Below are 17,868 nucleotides of genomic sequence, written 5' to 3' on the forward strand. Positions count from 1 at the left end.
CGTCGGAACTAGCGGTCGGTGGCGCCGACCTGGTCGGTGCGGTCGAGCCCCGCGCGCCAGGTGTTCCAGTGCCAGTGCAGGTAGCGGTCGATCGCGCGCACCACGTGGGCCGAGCGGATCGAGGGGAAGACGTCGAACGCGTGCTGCGCGCCGGGCAGCTCGGCATAGACGACCGACCGGCGGGAGACCCGGCGCAGCTCGTCGACGAAGAGCCGGGCCTCGGCCACGTCGACCAGGCTGTCGTGGGAGCCGTGCAGCACGAAGAAGTCGGGGGCGTCGGGCGTGACCCGCAGCAGGGGCGAGGCCGCCTCGAACGCCTCGGGGTCGTCGGCCCAGCGCTTCATGAGCACGCGGCGGGCCAGGAAGCCGTCGCGCATCAGCTCGGCCGAGCGCAGGCCGGTGGAGCCGGCGAAGTCGTAGACGCCGTAGTGGGGGACCGCGCAGGCGACCGAGGTGTCGGCGTCCTCGAAGCCCGGCTGCCACTCGGTGTCACCGGGGGTCAGCGCGGCCAGGGTCGCGAGGTGGCCGCCGGCCGAGCCGCCGGTGATGGCGACGTACGACGGGTCGCCGCCGTAGTGGGCGATGTGCTGCTTGATCCAGGCGATGGACTGCTTGACGTCGATCACGTGCGCGGGGAACGGGTCGCGCGGCGCGAGCCGGTAGTTGATGGCCACGCACACCCAACCCTTGGCGGCGAGGTGGGTCATCAGGGGGATGCCCTGTTCCTCCTTCTTGCCGATCGTCCAGCCTCCGCCGTGGACCTGCAGCAGCACGGGTGCGCCGCCCTCGGGCACTCCGGCGGCGGGTGTGTAGATGTCGAGCCGGCCACGCCGACCGTGCTCGTTGTAGGCGATGTCGCGCTCGACGTGGACGTCCTTGCTGCGCACGCGGAACGGGTAGACGAGCCGGCGCCAGGGGACCGCGAGGTCGGCGGGGGTGGGCAGCGCGTCGAGCCGGTCGAGGTAGTCGGGTCCGAGGCCGTCGACGAGCGCGTCCTCGACGACCGTGCCGACCTGCAGGCTCTGTCGGACCACGTAGGCCAGCCCGGCCGTGCTGAGGCCGGCCAGGGCGAGGGCACGCCGGTCGCGGCGGGGCCCGGTGGCGTGCTTGACGGCGTCCGCGACCGTCACCGCGAGCACGTGCGGGGCGAGCTCGGTGGTCAGCCAGCCGGCGAAGAACGCCGGGATCGCCGTTCCGTAGCCAGGCATCGGGCGCAGGGCGTTGGCGGTGAGGGCGGCGGTGACGACCTGACGACGGAGGAACCCCATGCCGCGAGCCTAGCCGGGCTAAGCCGACGTCTTACCGAGCGGACGTGACGGCCGTCGCCGTGACGTCGTCGGTTGTGAGACGTTGGCACCAGAACACGTTCTATTGCTCGTTCTACTGCGAAGGACCCCCATGGACCGCATGTCCGGACTCGACGCGAGCTTCCTCTACCTCGAGACGCCCGCCCAGCTGATGCACGTCTGCGGCGTGATCGTCCTCGACCCGAGCACGATGACCACGCCGTACTCGTTCGACACGTTGCAGGCCGGCATCGAGTCCCACGTGCGCGACGTCGCCGAGTTCACCCGCAAGCTGCGCCGGGTCCCGCTCGGGCTCGACCACCCGATCTGGGTGCGCGACCGTCAGTTCGACGTCGAGCGGCACGTGCACCGCCTGGCGCTGCCGAGCCCCGGCGGCTACGCCGAGCTGATGGCGCTGACCGCCCACCTCGCGGGCCTGCCGCTCGACCGCTCGCGCCCGCTGTGGGAGATGTGGGTGATCGAGGGCTACGACGACGGCAAGGTCGTGGTCTTCATGAAGATGCACCACGCCACCGTCGACGGGGTCTCGGGCAACAACCTGCTCTCGCACCTGTGCTCCCTCGAGCCCGACGCGGCGCCGCTGGTGCCCGCCGAGCCGCGGCAGCACGGCCGCGACGCCAGCTCGCGCGAGCTGCTCGGCCGTGCCGTCGTCAGCCGGGCCGCGCTACCGGTCCACATGGCCAGGATCGTGGCCCCCACGCTCAGCGGAGTGGTCAACACCATCGGTCGGGCTCGTGCGGGCACCGCGATGGCTGCCCCGCTCACCGCCCCGCGCACGTCGTTCAACGGCACCATCACCGGCCACCGCAGCATCGCCCTGGCCGACCTCGACCTCGCCGACGTACGCGCGGTCAAGACGGCCACCGGCACCACCGTCAACGACGTGGTCCTGGCCCTCGCCGGTGGGGCGCTGCGGGCCTACCTCGACGACCGCGGCGAGCTGCCCGACACCTCGTTGCTCGCCTCGGTCCCGGTCAGCGTGCGCGAGCAGTCGCGGCGCGAGGTGGGCGCCAACAAGGTCTCGACCCTCTTCGCCCGGCTCGGCACCGACGTCGAGGACCCGCTGGAGCGCCTCGAGGCGATGGCGGTCTCCAACCGGCAGGCCAAGGAGCACCACCAGGCGATCAGCGCCGACTCGTTGCAGGACTGGGCCGAGTTCGCCGCACCGCGCACCTTCGGCCTCGCCGTGCGCGCGTACGCCGGGCTGCGGCTCGCCGAGAAGCACCCGCCGGCGATCAACCTGGTGATCTCCAACGTCCCGGGCCCCCCAGTGCCGATCTACTTCCTCGGCGGCAAGGTCGTGGGGCTCTACCCCCTGGGCCCCGTCTTCCACGGCGCCGGACTCAACATCACGGTGATGAGCAACAACGGCACCGTGCACGTGGGGGTCATCGCGTGCCGCGAGTCGATGCCCGACGCCGAGGCGCTGGTGTCGCACTTCCCGACCGAGCTGGCCCGCCTGCGTGAGGCCGTGGCCGGCCAGGACGCCGTCACCCCGATCAGCAAGGCCCGCACGCGCGAGTCGTAGCGTGGTGCGCATGACGCGCACGGTCGAGGTCGACTACCTGGTGATCGGCGCCGGCGCGGCCGGCATGGCGTTCACCGACGCCCTCATCGACCACCGCGACGCGCGCGTCGGCCTCGTCGACCGCCGGCGCGGGGTCGGTGGTCACTGGCGCGAGGCCTACCCGTTCGTGCGGTTGCACCAGGCGTCGATGTTCTACGGCGTCGCCTCGACGGTCCTCGGCGGTGAGCTCCAGGTCGACGGGCCCGAGGCGGGGCTGCACCAACGCGCCGACCAGACCGCCATCACGGCCTACTACGACCGGGTGCTGGCCGAACGCATGGTCGGGCCCGGGCGCGTCGAGCTGTTCGCGGGCTGCGACTATCTCGGCGACCGCACGTTCGTGTCGCTCGACACCGGCGAGCGGTACGCCGTGCCGGAGCACTGCCGGGTCGTCGACGCGCGCTACCTGGCCCCCGAGATCCCGGCCGAGACGCCGCCGCGCTTCGCGGTCGGCGACGGGGTCCGGGTCGTGCCGGTCAACGACCTGGTGGCGGCGGGCCCCGACGAGCGTCACTACGTCGTGGTCGGGTCGGGCAAGACCGCGACCGACGCGATCGTCTGGCTGCTCACCCACGGCACCGACCCCGACGCGATCTGCTGGGTCCGCCCGCGCGAGCCCTGGATGCTCAACCGGGCCCTGGTGCAGCCCGACGCCGCGACGTACCTCGGCATGGTCGCCGACCTGATGGCCGCGGCCGCCGCCGGCTCCTCGCTCGACGACGTCTTCTGCCGCCTCGAGGACTCCGGCATCATGCTGCGCATCGACCGTGCGGTGACCCCGACGATGGCCAAGGCACCCACCCTCGGCACGTGGGAGCTCGACCTCCTGCGCTCGGTCACCCACGTCGTACGCCGGGGGCGCATCCGCTCGGTGCGCCGCGGCCACCTCGACCTCGACGACGGGTCGGTGCCGGTCGCCGACGACGCGCTCGTGGTCAACTGCGCGGCCGACGGGCTCAAGAACCCGCCACGGGTCCCGATCTGGCGGCCGGAGGTCATCACCGTCCAGCCGGTGCGGGCCGGCTTCCCGTGCTTCGGCGCCGCGTTGACCGGCTACGTCGAGGCGACCCGCGACGACGACACCGACAAGAACCGGTTGTGCCCGCCGTCGTCGTACGGCAACACGCTGGTGCAGTGGGCCGAGATGAACGTCCTCGGGATGCGCGCCTCCGCGTCCTTCGGGGCCGAGCCCGACATCGCCGACTGGGCCCGCGGCGTCGCCCTCAACCCTGCCCGCATCCCGCCCGACCACCCCGGCTCGCCCGCGCTCGACGACGCCCTCGCGCGGTTGCAGGCCCACACCGGTCCGGGCCTGGCTCGGCTCGCCGAGCTCGCCGGGCTCGGCTGAGGTGGTCGGGGCCGTAGCCGGACGTACAGAGATGCGTCGGCCCTGGCTGTCCCACGCTCGGGTCTCGACCCGGGTACCGCAAGATCGCGCATTGTGTACGTCCGATTACGGCGCGCCTCGCCGGGGAGCCGGGTGACTGCCCGCAGCGCCGGCTGAGTCGTTTCGAGGCTCGGCGAGCACCTAGGGACGTGGTGTCTCCAGAGCGAACGGCTCAGACCTGCCCGTCCGCAGGTGACGCGCGGTGAGCCGGTCATCGGGTCACTGGGTTCGACCTTCCGGCTGAGCCAAGCCCGCCAGTGCGTCCCGCTCGGCAGCGGTGCCAGGCTGGTGCCGTGCCACCCCGCTCGCCCCTGCCCCCACGCCACGGCCTGAGCGCGGCGTGGGTGGTGACGCCCCACCGTGACCCGGCGCGGCCCGAGCCCTGGACGACGATGGGCGCCTGGCTGCGCGACCACGTCGACGCGCGCGTCGACGTGGCCGGTCTGCTGGCCGAGGAGCGCTTCGTCTACGCCGACGCGGCACCCGTGCGCGAGGGCGACGCCTACCGGCCGCACGTCTTCGTGTGGTTCCACCGCGACCTGCGCGACGAGCCGGTGGTCCCGGGCGAGCTCAGCGTGGTGCACCGCGACGAGCGGGTGGTTGTCGTCGACAAGCCCGCGTTCCTGTCGACGGTGCCCCGCGGCCGCCACGTGACCCAGAGCCTGGTGGTCAGGCTGCGCGACGAGCTCGGCCTGCCGGAGCTCACGCCGATGCACCGCCTCGACCGGGTGACGTCGGGCCTGGTGCTGTGCGCGACCCAGCGGCGGTGGCGGGCGGCGTACCAGGCGATGTTCGCCGACGGCACCGTGCGCAAGACCTACCGTGCGCTGGCGCCGTGGCGGGCCGACCTGACGACGCCGGTGACCGTGCGTGACCACGTCGCGCCGGTCCCGCGCACCGGACGCGCCCGGGTCGTGCCCGGTGCGCCGGTCAACGCCGAGACCCTCGTCGAGCTCGAGGAGCAGCGTGGGGACCTCGGCGTCTACCGCCTGAGCCCGCGCACGGGCCGCACGCACCAGCTGCGGCTGCACCTGCTCGGGCTCGGTGCGCCGATCGTCGACGACCCGCTCTACCCCGTCGACCTCGAGGTCGACGTCGACGACTTCTCACGACCCTTGCAGCTGCTGGCCGCCGAGCTCGACTTCACCGACCCCGTCGACGGGCGCGTACGCCGCTTCGTCAGCCCGCGACGGCTGCCGCTGGAACCGGCCTGACGGCCGGATCAGCCTGTGGTGGGGCGTCGGAAGTCGCGGCTGCGCGCGTTGACGGTCGCGACCGCCTCGAGGAACGCGGGCACGAACTTCTCCGACTCGAGCACGCACGCCGCGTGTCCCGAGTCGACCTCGTGCATGGTCGCGCCGCGGATGGCGCGGGCCAGGCCCACCTGGCGGGCCGCGGGGATCACCCGGTCGGAGGTGGTGACCACGACCGCGGTGGGCACGTCGATGCGGCCCAGCCAGGGTCGGGAGTGGTGACGGCCCAGCGCCGCGAGGGCCTGCCCAACGGCCCAGGGGCTGGTGGAGCGGAACTCGGCGATCGCCCACTCCTGGATGTCGCTGGGCTGTAGGACGGCCTCGGCGGCGGCGCGGGCCGCCCGGAGCGTGGTGCGCGAGCGCGAGACCTCGCGCAGCCCGAGCATGGTGGCGCCCATCCCGGTGAAGAACAGCCGCTCGGCCGGGTTGAGCTGGAAGCGGTCGGTCGTGGAGCAGAGCACGAGCCCCTGCACCACCTGCGGGTGCTGGCGCCACACGCGCTGGGCCACGACGCCGCCCATGGAGTAGCCGACGACGATGACCTCGGTCAGGCCGAGCACCTCGACCAGCGCGGCGACGTCGTCGGCGCAGTCGTGGAGGGAGAACTCGTCGCTGCGGATGCCCTGGCCGTGCCAGCGCTGGTCCATCGTCACGACGCGGTGCTTCTGCGCCAGCCGCGCGATCGTGGGGAACCAGGTGAGCAGCCCGGTGCACCCCAGCGCGTGCAGCAGCACGACCGTCGAGGAGTCGGGGGAGGGACCTGGGGTGTCGGTGACGTAGGTCGTCCCGCGGCCGGGCAGCTCGACGAGCCGGCCCCCGGGGATCGCGACCCACGGCACGTAGAAGCGGTTGCGGACCAGCCCGAGCGGCGAGGGTGGGGCCATGGCGGACTCCTGGTGGTGCGGGGGTGGCGCGGGGCGGTGCGGGGTGGTGCGGGTGCCGAACGGGTGGTGCGGAGGGCGTAGCAGGAAGAACTAGAACAGGTTACAGTTTCGCCCGTGACCTCCGTCGAAGGCTATGCGCCCGCGGACCAGGAGTCGGTCGAGGCCGTCCGGTCCGTCATCACCTCGGTGCTCGCGAAAGCACCTGACTCCGGCCCCTCCTGGCAGGGGCTCGCCGAAGCCGGCCTGCTGTCGCTGCCGGTGCCCGAGTCCCACGGCGGCGAGGGTCTCGGCCTCGCCGAGGTCGGGGTGCTGCTGCGCGAGACCGGTGTCCGCGCGGTGCACCTGCCGGTGTGGGAGACCCTGTGCTGCGGCGTCCTGACCCTCGCCGCGCGCGGCACCGAGGGGCAGCAGGCGGCGCTGCTGCCCGGCGTCGCCGCCGGCGACGTCGTGCTCACCCCGGCCCTGCGCGAGGTCGGCCGACGCCTCACCGACCGCCCCGAGACGTCGTACGCCGAAGGCACGGTGACCGGGCGCAAGATCGGCGTGTCCTACGCGGCCTCGTCGGTCGGCAGCACCACCCGGCTGCTGGTCACCGCGCGTGACGGCGACCGCGACGTGGTCGTCCTGGTCGACCCGGCCGGCCCCGGCGTCACGCTGGTCGAGTCGGGCTCGTCGGCGCGGATCACCCAGCACACCGTGGTGCTCGACCACGCTCCCGCCGACCTCCTCGGCGGCGCCGGCGCCGAGGGTGCCGCGGGGGTGCTCGTCGAGCACGCCGTCGCGGGCCTGGCCCTGCTCGCGGCCGGGGTCGTCCAGGGTGCGGTCGACCTGACCGCCGACTACATCAAGGGTCGCGAGCAGTTCGGCCGCGCGCTGGCGCAGTTCCAGGCCGTGGCCATGCAGGCCGCCGACCTCTACATCGCCGCCCGCACGCTCGACCTCGTCGCCGAGAACGTGTCGTGGCGCGTGCGCAGTGGGCTCGACGCCACCGACGACCTGGCCGTGGCGGCCTACTGGGTCTGCACCGAGGCGCCGAAGGCGCTGCGCACCTGCCACCACCTGCACGGCGGCATGGGCGTCGACACGACCTACCCGCTGCACCACTACTACTCGTGGGTCGTCGACATCAGCCACGCGCTCGGCACCCTGCCGGGCGACGTCGCGGTCGAGGACCCCACGACCAAGAACCTCGAGCTCAGCGCCGAGCAGCGCGCCCTCAAGGCCGAGATCCGCAGCTACTTCCACGGTCTGGCCTCCCACGACGAGCACGTCGAGATGGTCCAGGACCGTCACGGCGAGACCTACCAGCGCCTCATCCGCCAGATGGGCGAGGACGGCTGGATGGGCGTCGGCTGGCCGAAGGAGTACGGCGGGCACGGGCTCGGCGAGATCGAGCAGACGATCTTCGCCAACGAGGCCCAGCACGCCGACGTCCACCTGCCGGCCGTGACGCTGCAGACCGTCGGCCCGACCCTCATCCGGCACGGCACGCAGAAGCAGAAGGACCTGTTCCTGCGCCGCATCCTGGCCGGCGACGTGCACTTCGCGATCGGTTACAGCGAGCCCGACGCCGGCACCGACCTCGCGGCGCTGCGCACGACCGCCCGCCGCGACGGCGACCACTACGTCGTCAACGGCCAGAAGATGTGGACCACCGGCGGCCACCAGGCCGACTTCGTGTGGCTGGCCGTGCGCACCGACCCCGACGCCCCCAAGCACAAGGGCATCTCGATCCTCATCGTCGACACCACCGACCCGGGCTACTCGTTCACGCCGATCATCACCGCCGACGGCGCCCACCACACCAACGCGACATACTACAACGACGTCCGCGTGCCGGTCGACATGCTCGTCGGCGAGGAGAACCAGGGCTGGAAGCTGATCACCACCCAGCTCAACCACGAGCGCGTCATGCTCGGCCCGGCGGGCCGCATCGAGGGCCTGCGCGATCGGATCGTCGACTGGGCGACCAAGGCCGGCGTCGCCGAGCGGGCCGACGTCCGCGACGTGCTCGGTCGTGTGACCGCGGTCTTCCGCGTCAACGAGCTGCTCAACTGGGAGGTCGCCCGGGCGGCCGCCACCGGTGAGATCTCGGTCGGCGACGCGTCGTCGTCGAAGGTGTTCGCCGCCGACCAGGTCCAGCACCTGTCGGCCGACCTGGTCGCGATCGTGCAGCGCTACGGCGACCCGGCCGACGAGGAGACGAGAGCACTGCTCCGTTACCTCGACGACCAGGCCAAGCGCAACCTCGTGCTGACCTTCGGCGGCGGCGTCCAGGAGGTCCAGCGCGAGCTCATCGCGATGTTCGGCCTCGGGCTCCCGCGGGTCCCGCGTTGAGCGAGGTCCACGAGCGCATCATGGCCGAGGCCGAGCGCATCAAGGCGCTCGGCGAGGCGTCGGAGTCGCGGGCGCCGTACGCCGTCAACCAGGCCACCATCGGCACCTGGCTCGACGCGATGGGCTACGACAACGACCGCTTCCGCCAGGGCGAGGCCCCGCCGTCGATGGCGCAGGTCTGGACGATGCCCGGCCTCGGGCGGCGGCGTCCTCCCGAGGACCCGCTGAGCCGGATGACCGAGATGCTGACCGCCGAGGGCTACACCGCCGTGCTCGGCACCAACTGCGAGCAGACCTACGAGCGCTACCTGCGCGTCGGCGAGGAGGTCCGCGTGACCAGTGCTCTCGACTCGGTCGTCGGGCCGAAGAGCACCGGCATGGGCGTCGGCTACTTCGTGACCTCGCGCAACACCTGGTACGTCGACCACCCCGACGGCACCGCGGAGAAGGTCGCCACGATGCTCTTCCGCGTGCTGAAGTTCGTACCGAAGGAGAAGTCCGCATGACCGTGCGCCCGATGGTCAACCGCGACTCGCAGTTCTTCTGGGACGGCACCCAGGTCGGTGAGCTGCGCATCCAGGTGTGCAACGCCTGCGGGGCCAAGCGCTTCCCGCCCGGCCCGGCCTGCCAGTCCTGCGAGGCCTACGACCGCGGCTTCGAGGTCGCGTCGGGGGAGGGCACGGTCTTCTCCTACGTCGTGCACCGCCACCCGCCGGTGCCCGGCAAGGAGCTGCCGATCGTCATCGCCCTGGTCGACCTCGACGAGGGCGTGCGGATGGTCGGCGAGGTCGTCGGCGCTGGTGCGTCGGACGGCGACATCGCGATCTGCGACCGGCTGCGCGTCGACTACAACCGCGTCGACGACGACCTGACGCTGCCGGTCTGGAGGAAGGCATGAAGACGCTCGAGGCGGGTCAGGTGATCCCCGAGTGGAGCCTGCCGCTGACCCCCACCACGATCGTGAGCACCGCGATCGCCACCCGTGACTGGCAGGACGTCCACCACGACCGCGACGTCGCGCAGGCGGCCGGGTCGAAGGACATCTTCATGAACATCCTGACCAGCAACGCCCTGGTCGAGCGCTACGTCGTCGACTGGGCCGGCCACGACACCGAGCTCAAGGGCATCGCGATCCGTCTCGGTGCCCCGGCGCACCCCTACGACACCCTCACCTTCAGCGGCGAGGTCACCGAGGTCACCGACGGGGTCGCGACCATCAGCGTCGTCGGCCGGGTCTCGATGGGCGACCACGTCACCGGCACCGTCAAGGTGGCGGTGTGAGCGGCCCGTCGGGCGGGCTGTCCGGCCGCGCCGCGATCGTCGGCATCGGCGCGACCGAGTTCTCCAAGGCGTCGGGTCGCTCCGAGCTGCAGCTGTCGGTCGAGGCGGTCCGCGCGGCGGTCGCCGACGCGGGGCTGTCGATGGCGGAGGTCGACGGGCTGACGACGTTCACCATGGACACCTCGTCGGAGATCGCGGTCGCCCGCGAGCTCGGGCTGTCAGAGCTGCGGTTCTTCAGCCGCATCAACTACGGCGGCGGCGCGGCCTGCGCGACCGTCCAGCAGGCGGCGATGGCCGTGGCGACCGGCGTCGCCGACGTCGTCGTGGCCTACCGCGGCTTCAACGAGCGCTCCGAGAGCCGCTTCGGGCAGTTCTCGGTGGCGGCCGCCACCCAGGTCAACACCAACGGTCTCGACAACGCCTGGTCCTACCCGTTCGGCCTGGGCACCCCCGCGGCGACCGTGGCGATGCAGGCGCGCCGCTACATGCACGAGTACGGCGCCACCTCCGCCGACTTCGGTGCGGTCGCCGTCGCCGACCGACGCCACGCCGCCACCAACCCGGCCGCGTTCTTCCACGGCAAGCCGATCACGATCGAGGACCACCAGGCCTCGCGGATGATCGCCGACCCGCTCCACCTGCTCGACTGCTGCCAGGAGAGCGACGGCGCCCAGGCCCTGGTGGTGGTCTCGGCCGAGCGGGCCCGCGACCTGCCGCAGAAGCCGGCGTACGTCGCCGCGGCGGCCCAGGGGAGCGGACGCGACCAGTTCGTGATGACGTCCTACTACCGCGACGACATCGGCATCCCCGAGATGGGCGTCGTCGGGCGCGAGCTGTGGCGCCAGTCGGGGCTGACCCCGGCCGACATGCCGATGGCGATCCTCTACGACCACTTCACGCCCTACGTGCTGATGCAGCTCGAGGAGCTGGGGTTCTGCGGCCGGGGCGAGGCTCCCGGGTTCGTCGCCGACGGCGCGATCGAGGTGGGCGGTCGGCTGCCGCTCAACACCCACGGCGGGCAGCTGGGAGAGGCCTACATCCACGGCATGAACGGCATCGCCGAAGGCGTGCGCCAGATCCGGGGCACCTCGGTCAACCCCGTCGCGGCCGCGGCCGACTCGCACGTGCTGGTCACGGCCGGCACCGGGGTGCCGACGAGCGGCCTGATTCTCAGCGCCTGAAGCCCATATCTTCATTTCTCACAGATGAAGGTATGATCTTCATGTGTCGGACCTGAAGCAGTCGCCGCCGGTCGTGGTGATCGGCGACCTCGTCGGGTCGCGGGTCGTCGCCGACCGCGCAGGCCTGCACCACGTGCTGGCCGGTGCGCTGAGCGCGGTCAACGACCGGTGGGGCACCGACCTGCGGATCACCGTCGGCGACGAGTTCCAGGGCACCGTGCCCTCGCTCGGCGCGGCCACGTCGATCACGCTGGCGCTGCGGCTCGCGCTGCTGCCCGACCACGACCTGCGCTGCGGCATCGGCCGGGGCGCGACCGCCGTGCTCGACGCCACGTCGGGCATCGAGGACGGCCCGGGCTGGTGGGCCGCCCGTGCGGCGATCGAGGCCGTCGAGGCGCTGGCCGACCGGCCCGCGACCCGGGGTGCGCGCACGGCGTACCGCTCGACCGACGTGACCGAACCGGTCGGTGCGCTCGACGCGGCCCTGCTCGCCCGCGACGAGCTCGTCGGGCGGCTCTCGTCCCGCTCCTCGTCGGTGCTGCGTGGTCTGCTGTCCGGGCGGACCCAGCGCGAGGTCGCCGCCGACGAGCAGGTCTCGGAGTCGGCGGTCTCTCAACGGGTGCGCCGCGACGGCATCGGCGTCGTCGTGACGATGAGTGAGTGGCTGGAGAGCCTGGAATGACGCGATGACCTGGCTCGGGCTGGTGCTCCTCGGGGTCGGCACGACCGATCTCGTCTACTCCTGGTGGGGGCGGCCGCGCCTGGCCGAGGGCCTGTCGGCCGTCGTAGCCGTCGTGGTCGCGCTGCTGGCCGGGGTCGGCGGGCTCGGGCTGCCCGGCCTGCTCGGCGTCGTCGCCGTCGTCGTGGCGGTCGTCGTGTGGGGCGAGAGCGTGACCTACGGCTTCGGGGCCAGGCGCTACGCGCTGCCGCTCGTCGTGCTCGGCGGCGTCGTCGTCGCAGGGGTCCTCGCCTCGGTCGCCGCGTCACCCGACGACTCGTGGCTCGGTGACTGGCTCGACTCCTCGACGCTGCCGGCGCTCGCCGACCTCGACGCCGGGCGCGCGCTGCTCGTCGCCGGCACCCTGCTGGTCCAGCTGTCGACCGGCAACGTCGTGGTCCGGCTGGTCCTCGGGGTCACCGGCACGACCAACCCGATGCGCTCCACCACCGGGCCCGCGCCGGCGCTCAAGGGCGGGCGCCTGCTCGGACCGATGGAGCGGCTCTTCATCGTCGGACTCGGCCTCGCGGGCCAGGTGACCGCCGCCAGCATCGTGATCGCGGCCAAGGGGCTGCTGCGCTTCCCCGAGCTGCAGTCGGCGCGGGCCTCCCCGTCGTCCGCGGGCCCGGGCATCCACGAGGTCACCGAGTACTTCCTGGTCGGCAGCTTCGTGTCGTGGTCGGTGTCCCTGGTCTCGCTGGTGCTGGTCGCCACCTGACAATGGACCCATGACGTCCGAGCCGACCGGGCCCACCGTCCACGCGATCCACGTGGCCAAGGCGACCCGGCTCCCGATGCGCACGGTCGACCGCGTCGAGGTCGAGGCCGGCAAGGGCATCGTCGGCGACCGCTACCACGGCACCAAGCACCGTCACGTGACCGTGCAGAGCCTGTCCACGCTCGCCGAGGCCGCGGAGGTCTACGGCGCCGGCGTGCCGGCCCACCTGACCCGCCGCAACCTCACCCTCGACCACGGCACCGTGCCCCGCGAGCCCGGCGCGCTGATCCGGGTCGGGCCGGTGCTGCTCCAGGTCGTCCGCGTGGCCGCCCCCTGCAAGCTCCTCGACGACACCATCGGTCCCGGCGCCCACCACGCCATGCGCCACCGCGGCGGCTCGGTGTGCCGTGTCCTCGAGGGTGGGGCGGTCGTCGTCGGCGATCCGGTCGACCTCGACCCTCCTGACCAGCTCGCCTGACCTCACACGCACGACGTCACCCCACGGTGGTCGAGGAGGTCGCCCGCGACCGTCTCGAGACCACGCCACCGCAGCCGACGTAGGTGACTTGACCGGCCCCCTGCGGCTGTGTGGTTTCGTGACGGCCGCGGGCGGCCTCCTCCACCACCGTGGGGTGGGTGTGGGCGTGCCGGTGACCCCGCTGTGGTGGTGGTGGGCGGGGTCTTTGGGGCGTTCAGGGTTGTCGGCGCGGTGGGCGGGGTGGGTGGAGTGGTGGGGGTCTGCGGTCGACGAGGTAGGTGGCGCCGGTGGGGCTGGTCCAGTGGTAGAGCCCGGGTCGGAGCATGACGTAGCGCCACCGGGAGTGGGTCTTGGCTCGGTGGTGCCGGCGGCAGAGCATGGCGAGGTTGTGCGCCGACGTGGGTCCGCCGGCGGTGAACGGGACGATGTGGTCGAGGTCGACGCGGCGTCTGGTGCAGCCGGGGAACACGCAGGTGTGGTCCCTGAGTCGTACGAGCTCGCGGATGGCGTCGGTGGGCTCGTAGGCCTCGGTGGACGGGTCGGTGGCGAGGTCGACGACGGGTTTGACGGTGACCTTGGTGCCGGCGGTCTGGCACCACTGACGTATCTGCTCGATGAGGACCGGGGACCAGGTGTTGTCGAGGAACCCGGGCAGGTCGGGGTGCTCGGCGTCCAGGTGGGCGTAGAGCGTGATCCGACGACCAGTGCCACTGGTGATCTCGCCGGTGAGGAGGTCGAGGGCGAGTTGCTGGCGGCCCATCTCCCCAAGGGCCTGGGAGCGGCGGACGTCGAGGGTCTCGGTGGACCCGAGGTCGGCCAGCGCCTGGGCGCCGTTCTTCAACGCGGCTTCGAGGTCGATCGCGTCGGCCAGGTCGAGGGTGGCGGTCATCTCCACGGTGCCGGAGGTGGTGGCGCCGTCGAGGTGGACGTCGGCGTGGCGGTGCTCGGCGGCCTTCTTGCGGCGGCGTTCGGCTTCGTCGGGGTCGTGCTTGGCGCGGGCGGCGTCGACGGCGCGGTCCACTTGGGCCCAGGAGCAGGTGTGCAGGAACGGGGCGATGTCCTTGTCGACGTCGGCCGCACCGGCGAGGGGGAGGTCGGTGGTGTGCTCGGCGACGCGGAACGCCTTCCACACCGGGACCTGGAGCTTCACGACCCGGGCGTAGAGCCGTGGGAGGCGGTAGCGCAGCTCGAGGGCCTTGCCGAGGTAGGCCAGACCCGCATCAGTAGACATCCCCAACGACAACGCCAGGTCGAGGGCGGCGTACTCACCGATCACCGGGCACCCGAGGCCGCCCAGGTGCAGCGCCGGCTCTTCCATCGGATCGAGCAGGGCTGCGGTCTCGTCGGGGTCAGCGGTGTTGACCGCTGCCCAGTCGAGGACGGCGTTGAGCTTGGCGACCTGGACCCTGGACTCGGCGTCGCAGTGCGCGCGCACGGACTCCAGCAGCGGGTCGCTGCTGCGGGTCCGGGTGCGATTGCTCATGGGTTCATTCTACGCCTTGTGGCTTGTATTCGAAAGTGTGTACTACGCATCTATGGATGGGTTTTCGGGGCCGGTTCCGGTGGGTGGGTCTCGTGACGGCCACGGGTGGCCTCCTCAACCACCCTGTGGCCCGGTTGTCGCACGGCTCGTGACGGGCGCCAGCGCGACCTCCTCGACCACCGTGAGAAGCCACCGCGTCAGGGGCCGGCCGCGATGAGCCGACGGACCTCGTCGAGGTCGAGGTCGAAGGGCCCGATGCGGGTGAGCACCCAGGAGGCACCGAGGTCGAGCCAGGGGAGCGGGTCCTGCTCCGGTTGCAGGTCGATGACGACCTCGAGACCGGGCGCAGGGGTGTGCACGGCGAGGCCGGTGGTCACCTCGAGCAGGTCGTCGGGGGTGTCGAGGCCGATGACGAAGTAGCCGTCGTGTCGTGCCGCGCGGCGCAGCGGCACCCGGTTGCCGAACCGACCGGCCAACCAGATCGGAACGGTGGGAGCCGGCTGGAAGCGCGCGCCGCGGACGGTGAAGTGGTCCGAGGCGTGCTCGACCGGCTCGCCGCTCAGCAGCCCGACGAGCACCTCGAGGCCCTCGTCGAGCATCCGGCCGCGGGTGCGTGGGTCGGGCTCGTCGCCGAAGGCGCTGAACTCGCCCACCCAGTCGTCGCCCAGGCCCAGGCCCAGCACGAACCGTCCGCCCGACAGCACCGCCAGGCTGGCGGCCTGGCGGGCCAGCACCTGCGGGCGGCGGCGCGCCAGCGGGGTGACCATCGGGCCGAGCAGCAGACGTTCGGTCCGCATCGCGACCGCCGCGCAGCAGGTCCACACGTCGGCGATCGCCGTGACCTGGTCGCCGTAGAGGAGGTGGTCCCAGACGAAGAAGCCCTCCCAGCCGGCCGCCTCCGCCGTGGCGGCGAGGTCACCGACCACCCGCGGGTCGGCCAGGGCGTCGAAGGGGGCGACGAACAGCCCCCGGCGGGCACGACCCACGGCTACCCGACCTGCAGCTTGTCGCTGAAGAACGCGAGCACCCGGTCGACGCCCTCCTGCTGGCGGTGGGCGGTGACCGTCGAGTGCTTGCGGCCGGGGAACTCCACCCGGATGAACGCGTCGCCGATCTCGCTGGTCAGCCGGTCGAAGCGGGTCCCGGTGGCGGGGTCCTTGTCGAACTGCAGGCCCAGCACCTGGCAGCCACCGGCGGCGCGTCGCCTGACCGTGGCGAGGTCGGCGTCGGAGAGGTTGAGGTCGGCGGCGCGGGCCTTGCCGACGGGGAACGGTGCCGACGGCTGGCACAGCACGGGTGCGGCGACCGCGTCGTCGACCATCATGGCGAGCGCGAAGCCGCCGGTGAAGCACATGCCGAGTGCCCCGACGCCGGGTCCGCCGAGCTCGGCGTGCAGCTCGCGGGCCAGGCTGCGCAGCCACCCGGCGACCGGGCTGGTCTCGCGGGTCGCGAGCTTGGTGAACTCCTTGCTGACGCAGACCTGGCGGAGCGTGCCGGCGATCGCGAGCGGTCCGGCGCCGGTCTCCGGCTTGCCGAACAGGTGCGGCATCACGACCGTGAACCCCGCGGCGACGACCTCCTCCCCGAAGCCGATCACGTCGGCGGTGAGGCCGGGGATCTCGTGGATGACGATGACGCCCGGGCCGCTGCCCTTGCGGTACGTCGGGTGGGTCGTGCCGTCGGCGTCGGTGTGGTCACCGAGGGTCCAGGAGGCGAGGAGGCTCATGAGGGTGAATCTAGGGCCGCCACCGACCTCTAGGTTGCGGTTCATGGCCGAACACCACGTCCGACTCGTCCTGCCGCACCAGCTCTTCGAGTCCCACCTCGACGCCGAGGAGGGGACGACGTTCGTCCTGGTCGAGCACGACCTGATGTTCCGCCAGTACCGCTTCCACACCCAGAAGCTCGTGCTCCACCGCGCGAGCATGCGTCGTTTCGCCGACCGCCTGCGCGAGCGGGGCTTCGACGTCGAGGTGGTCGAGACCGACGGGCGCACGACCTCGCGCGCCGCCGTGGCCCGCACGATCTCCCGGCTCGCGCCGACCTCGGTGACCGTCCACGACGTCGTCGACGACTGGTTGAGCCAGGATCTGACGCACGCCCTGGCCGACGCCGGGCACGAGCTGCGAGCCGAGGAGGTGCTCGAGACCCCCAACTTCCTCACCACCCGCGCGCAGGTCGCCGACTTCTTCACCGGCCGCCGTTCGCGGATGAGCGCGTTCTACGAGTACCAGCGTCGCCGGCTCGACGTGCTCATGGACGGCGACCAGCCGGTCGGCGGGCGCTGGTCCTTCGACGAGGACAACCGCAAGAAGCTGCCCAAGGCCCATCCGGTCCCGGCCGCCGACCCCGCCCCGACCAGCCAGGACCGGCACGAGCACGTCGAGGAGGCCATCGCCTGGGTGGGCCGTGCGTTCCCCGACAATCCCGGTCGCGCGGCGTCGTTCGCGTGGCCCACCAGCCACGCCGAGGCCGAGGCCGGCCTCGAGCAGTTCCTGGCCGACCGGTTCCACGAGTTCGGCCCCTACGAGGACGCCCTGTCCGTCGAGCACCCGTTCGTCTTCCACTCGCTGCTGACGCCCGGCCTCAACATCGGGCTGCTGTCGCCGCGGCACGTGCTCGACCGGGCCCTCGAGGTGGGGGAGGCCAACGACGTGCCGCTCGCGAGTCTCGAGGGTTTCGTGCGCCAGGTGATCGGGTGGCGCGAGTACATGCGGGCGACGTACGTCGTGCAGGGACGCCGGATGCGCAGCCGCAACCACCTGGCCCACTCGCGCCCGCTCGATGAGGGGTGGTGGACGGCGCGGACCGGTCTGGCACCGGTCGACCACGTCGTCGACCGCGTGCTCGAGCACGGCTACGCCCACCACATCGAGCGGCTGATGGTGCTCGGCAACGCGATGTGTCTGCTGCGGGTCGACCCCGACGCGGTCTACGAGTGGTTCATGGAGATGTTCGTCGACGCCTACGACTGGGTGATGGTGCCCAACACGTACGCGATGAGCCAGTTCGCCGCAGGCGCCTCGATCACCACCAAGCCCTACGTCTCGGGCAGCAACTACCTGCGCAAGATGGGCGACTACGGCTCGGCCGGGTGGGGCCGCGACTGGCAGGACGACTGGGACGCGCTCTACTGGACCTTCGTCCGCGACCACCGTGACGTGTTCGAGGCCAACGGGCGCTCCCAGTTCGTGACCAGCGCCTACGACCGCATGGACCCCGCCAAGAAGGCCGCGCACACCCGCACGGCCTCTCGCTGGCTGACCTGACCCGG

General features: G+C 72.3%; 17 protein-coding genes. 12 read left to right on the plus strand and 5 right to left on the minus strand.

Going from position 1 to position 17,868, the window contains the following annotated elements:
• Nucleotides 1-8: 8 nt before the first annotated feature.
• Nucleotides 9-1,268, minus strand: coding sequence for an alpha/beta hydrolase (locus tag FZC61_RS04845; protein WP_148613008.1), 1,260 nt, complete (start codon nt 1,266-1,268; stop codon nt 9-11).
• A 139-nt stretch (nt 1,269-1,407) separates the two neighbouring features.
• Here FZC61_RS04845 and FZC61_RS04850 point away from each other — a divergent pair, with 139 nt between their 5' ends.
• The 3 genes from FZC61_RS04850 to FZC61_RS04860 all read left to right on the plus strand — a co-directional run bounded on the left by FZC61_RS04850 (nt 1,408) and on the right by FZC61_RS04860 (nt 5,475).
• The gene (locus FZC61_RS04850; protein ID WP_246142532.1) at nt 1,408-2,835 is read left to right on the plus strand and encodes a WS/DGAT/MGAT family O-acyltransferase; all 1,428 of its coding nucleotides are present in this window, start codon (nt 1,408-1,410) and stop codon (nt 2,833-2,835) included.
• Nucleotides 2,836-2,845: 10 nt separating this feature from the next.
• On the plus strand, nt 2,846-4,222 hold the full coding sequence (locus FZC61_RS04855) for an NAD(P)-binding protein (protein ID WP_148613010.1): 1,377 nt from the start codon (nt 2,846-2,848) through the stop codon (nt 4,220-4,222).
• A gap of 443 nt (nt 4,223-4,665) precedes the next feature.
• Nucleotides 4,666-5,475 carry a pseudouridine synthase gene (locus FZC61_RS04860; RefSeq protein WP_425465810.1) on the plus strand — a complete coding sequence of 270 codons (810 nt, stop codon included), beginning with the start codon at nt 4,666-4,668 and terminating at the stop codon, nt 5,473-5,475.
• 8 nt (nt 5,476-5,483) lie between these two features.
• On the opposite strand, the gene FZC61_RS04865 is transcribed toward FZC61_RS04860, so the two are convergent.
• Nucleotides 5,484-6,398: an alpha/beta fold hydrolase gene (locus tag FZC61_RS04865; protein WP_148613012.1), complete on the minus strand. Its 915-nt coding sequence runs from the start codon at nt 6,396-6,398 to the stop codon at nt 5,484-5,486.
• A 114-nt stretch (nt 6,399-6,512) separates the two neighbouring features.
• On the opposite strand from FZC61_RS04865, the gene FZC61_RS04870 reads away from it, so the two are divergent.
• From FZC61_RS04870 to FZC61_RS04900, 8 genes are read left to right on the plus strand one after another with little or no spacing between them, the layout of a single operon-like run.
• Nucleotides 6,513-8,735 (plus strand): acyl-CoA dehydrogenase family protein, encoded by a 2,223-nt coding sequence (locus tag FZC61_RS04870; protein WP_148613013.1) that lies wholly within the window; start codon nt 6,513-6,515, stop codon nt 8,733-8,735.
• A complete protein-coding gene (locus FZC61_RS23370) occupies nt 8,732-9,241 on the plus strand; it encodes an FAS1-like dehydratase domain-containing protein (RefSeq protein WP_246142533.1) in 510 nt (169 codons plus the stop codon). The genes FZC61_RS04870 and FZC61_RS23370 overlap by 4 nt, the downstream gene beginning before the upstream one ends.
• The gene (locus tag FZC61_RS23375; RefSeq protein WP_211357093.1) at nt 9,238-9,633 is read left to right on the plus strand and encodes a Zn-ribbon domain-containing OB-fold protein; all 396 of its coding nucleotides are present in this window, start codon (nt 9,238-9,240) and stop codon (nt 9,631-9,633) included. Before FZC61_RS23370 ends, FZC61_RS23375 begins: the two co-directional genes overlap by 4 nt.
• A complete protein-coding gene (locus FZC61_RS04880) occupies nt 9,630-10,016 on the plus strand; it encodes a MaoC family dehydratase (RefSeq protein ID WP_148613014.1) in 387 nt (128 codons plus the stop codon). The genes FZC61_RS23375 and FZC61_RS04880 overlap by 4 nt, the downstream gene beginning before the upstream one ends.
• Nucleotides 10,013-11,197 (plus strand): lipid-transfer protein, encoded by a 1,185-nt coding sequence (locus FZC61_RS04885; RefSeq protein ID WP_148613015.1) that lies wholly within the window; start codon nt 10,013-10,015, stop codon nt 11,195-11,197. Before FZC61_RS04880 ends, FZC61_RS04885 begins: the two co-directional genes overlap by 4 nt.
• Nucleotides 11,198-11,240: 43 nt before the next feature.
• Nucleotides 11,241-11,879 (plus strand): SatD family protein, encoded by a 639-nt coding sequence (locus FZC61_RS04890; RefSeq protein WP_148613016.1) that lies wholly within the window; start codon nt 11,241-11,243, stop codon nt 11,877-11,879.
• A 4-nt stretch (nt 11,880-11,883) separates the two neighbouring features.
• Nucleotides 11,884-12,633 (plus strand): hypothetical protein, encoded by a 750-nt coding sequence (locus FZC61_RS04895; RefSeq protein ID WP_148613017.1) that lies wholly within the window; start codon nt 11,884-11,886, stop codon nt 12,631-12,633.
• Nucleotides 12,634-12,643: 10 nt separating this feature from the next.
• Nucleotides 12,644-13,111 (plus strand): MOSC domain-containing protein, encoded by a 468-nt coding sequence (locus tag FZC61_RS04900; protein ID WP_148613018.1) that lies wholly within the window; start codon nt 12,644-12,646, stop codon nt 13,109-13,111.
• Between the two features lie 214 nt (nt 13,112-13,325).
• Here the strand turns inward: FZC61_RS04900 and FZC61_RS04905 are convergent, their stop codons facing one another.
• The 3 genes from FZC61_RS04905 to FZC61_RS04915 all read right to left on the minus strand — a co-directional run bounded on the left by FZC61_RS04905 (nt 13,326) and on the right by FZC61_RS04915 (nt 16,320).
• Nucleotides 13,326-14,594: an HNH endonuclease signature motif containing protein gene (locus FZC61_RS04905; protein WP_148613019.1), complete on the minus strand. Its 1,269-nt coding sequence runs from the start codon at nt 14,592-14,594 to the stop codon at nt 13,326-13,328.
• 197 nt (nt 14,595-14,791) lie between these two features.
• Entirely contained in the window at nt 14,792-15,580 is a 789-nt protein-coding gene (locus tag FZC61_RS04910) for an LLM class flavin-dependent oxidoreductase (RefSeq protein ID WP_211357094.1), read from the minus strand.
• A 2-nt stretch (nt 15,581-15,582) separates the two neighbouring features.
• Nucleotides 15,583-16,320 (minus strand): dienelactone hydrolase family protein, encoded by a 738-nt coding sequence (locus FZC61_RS04915; protein ID WP_148613020.1) that lies wholly within the window; start codon nt 16,318-16,320, stop codon nt 15,583-15,585.
• Between the two features lie 43 nt (nt 16,321-16,363).
• Between FZC61_RS04915 and FZC61_RS04920 the strand changes: the two genes are divergently transcribed.
• Nucleotides 16,364-17,863, plus strand: a complete 1,500-nt coding sequence (locus FZC61_RS04920) for a cryptochrome/photolyase family protein (RefSeq protein WP_148613021.1) — start codon at nt 16,364-16,366, stop codon at nt 17,861-17,863.
• Nucleotides 17,864-17,868 lie beyond the last annotated feature (5 nt).

It is taken from the genome of Nocardioides rubriscoriae (genome assembly GCF_008087085.1).
GTDB lineage: Bacteria > Actinomycetota > Actinomycetes > Propionibacteriales > Nocardioidaceae > Nocardioides > Nocardioides rubriscoriae.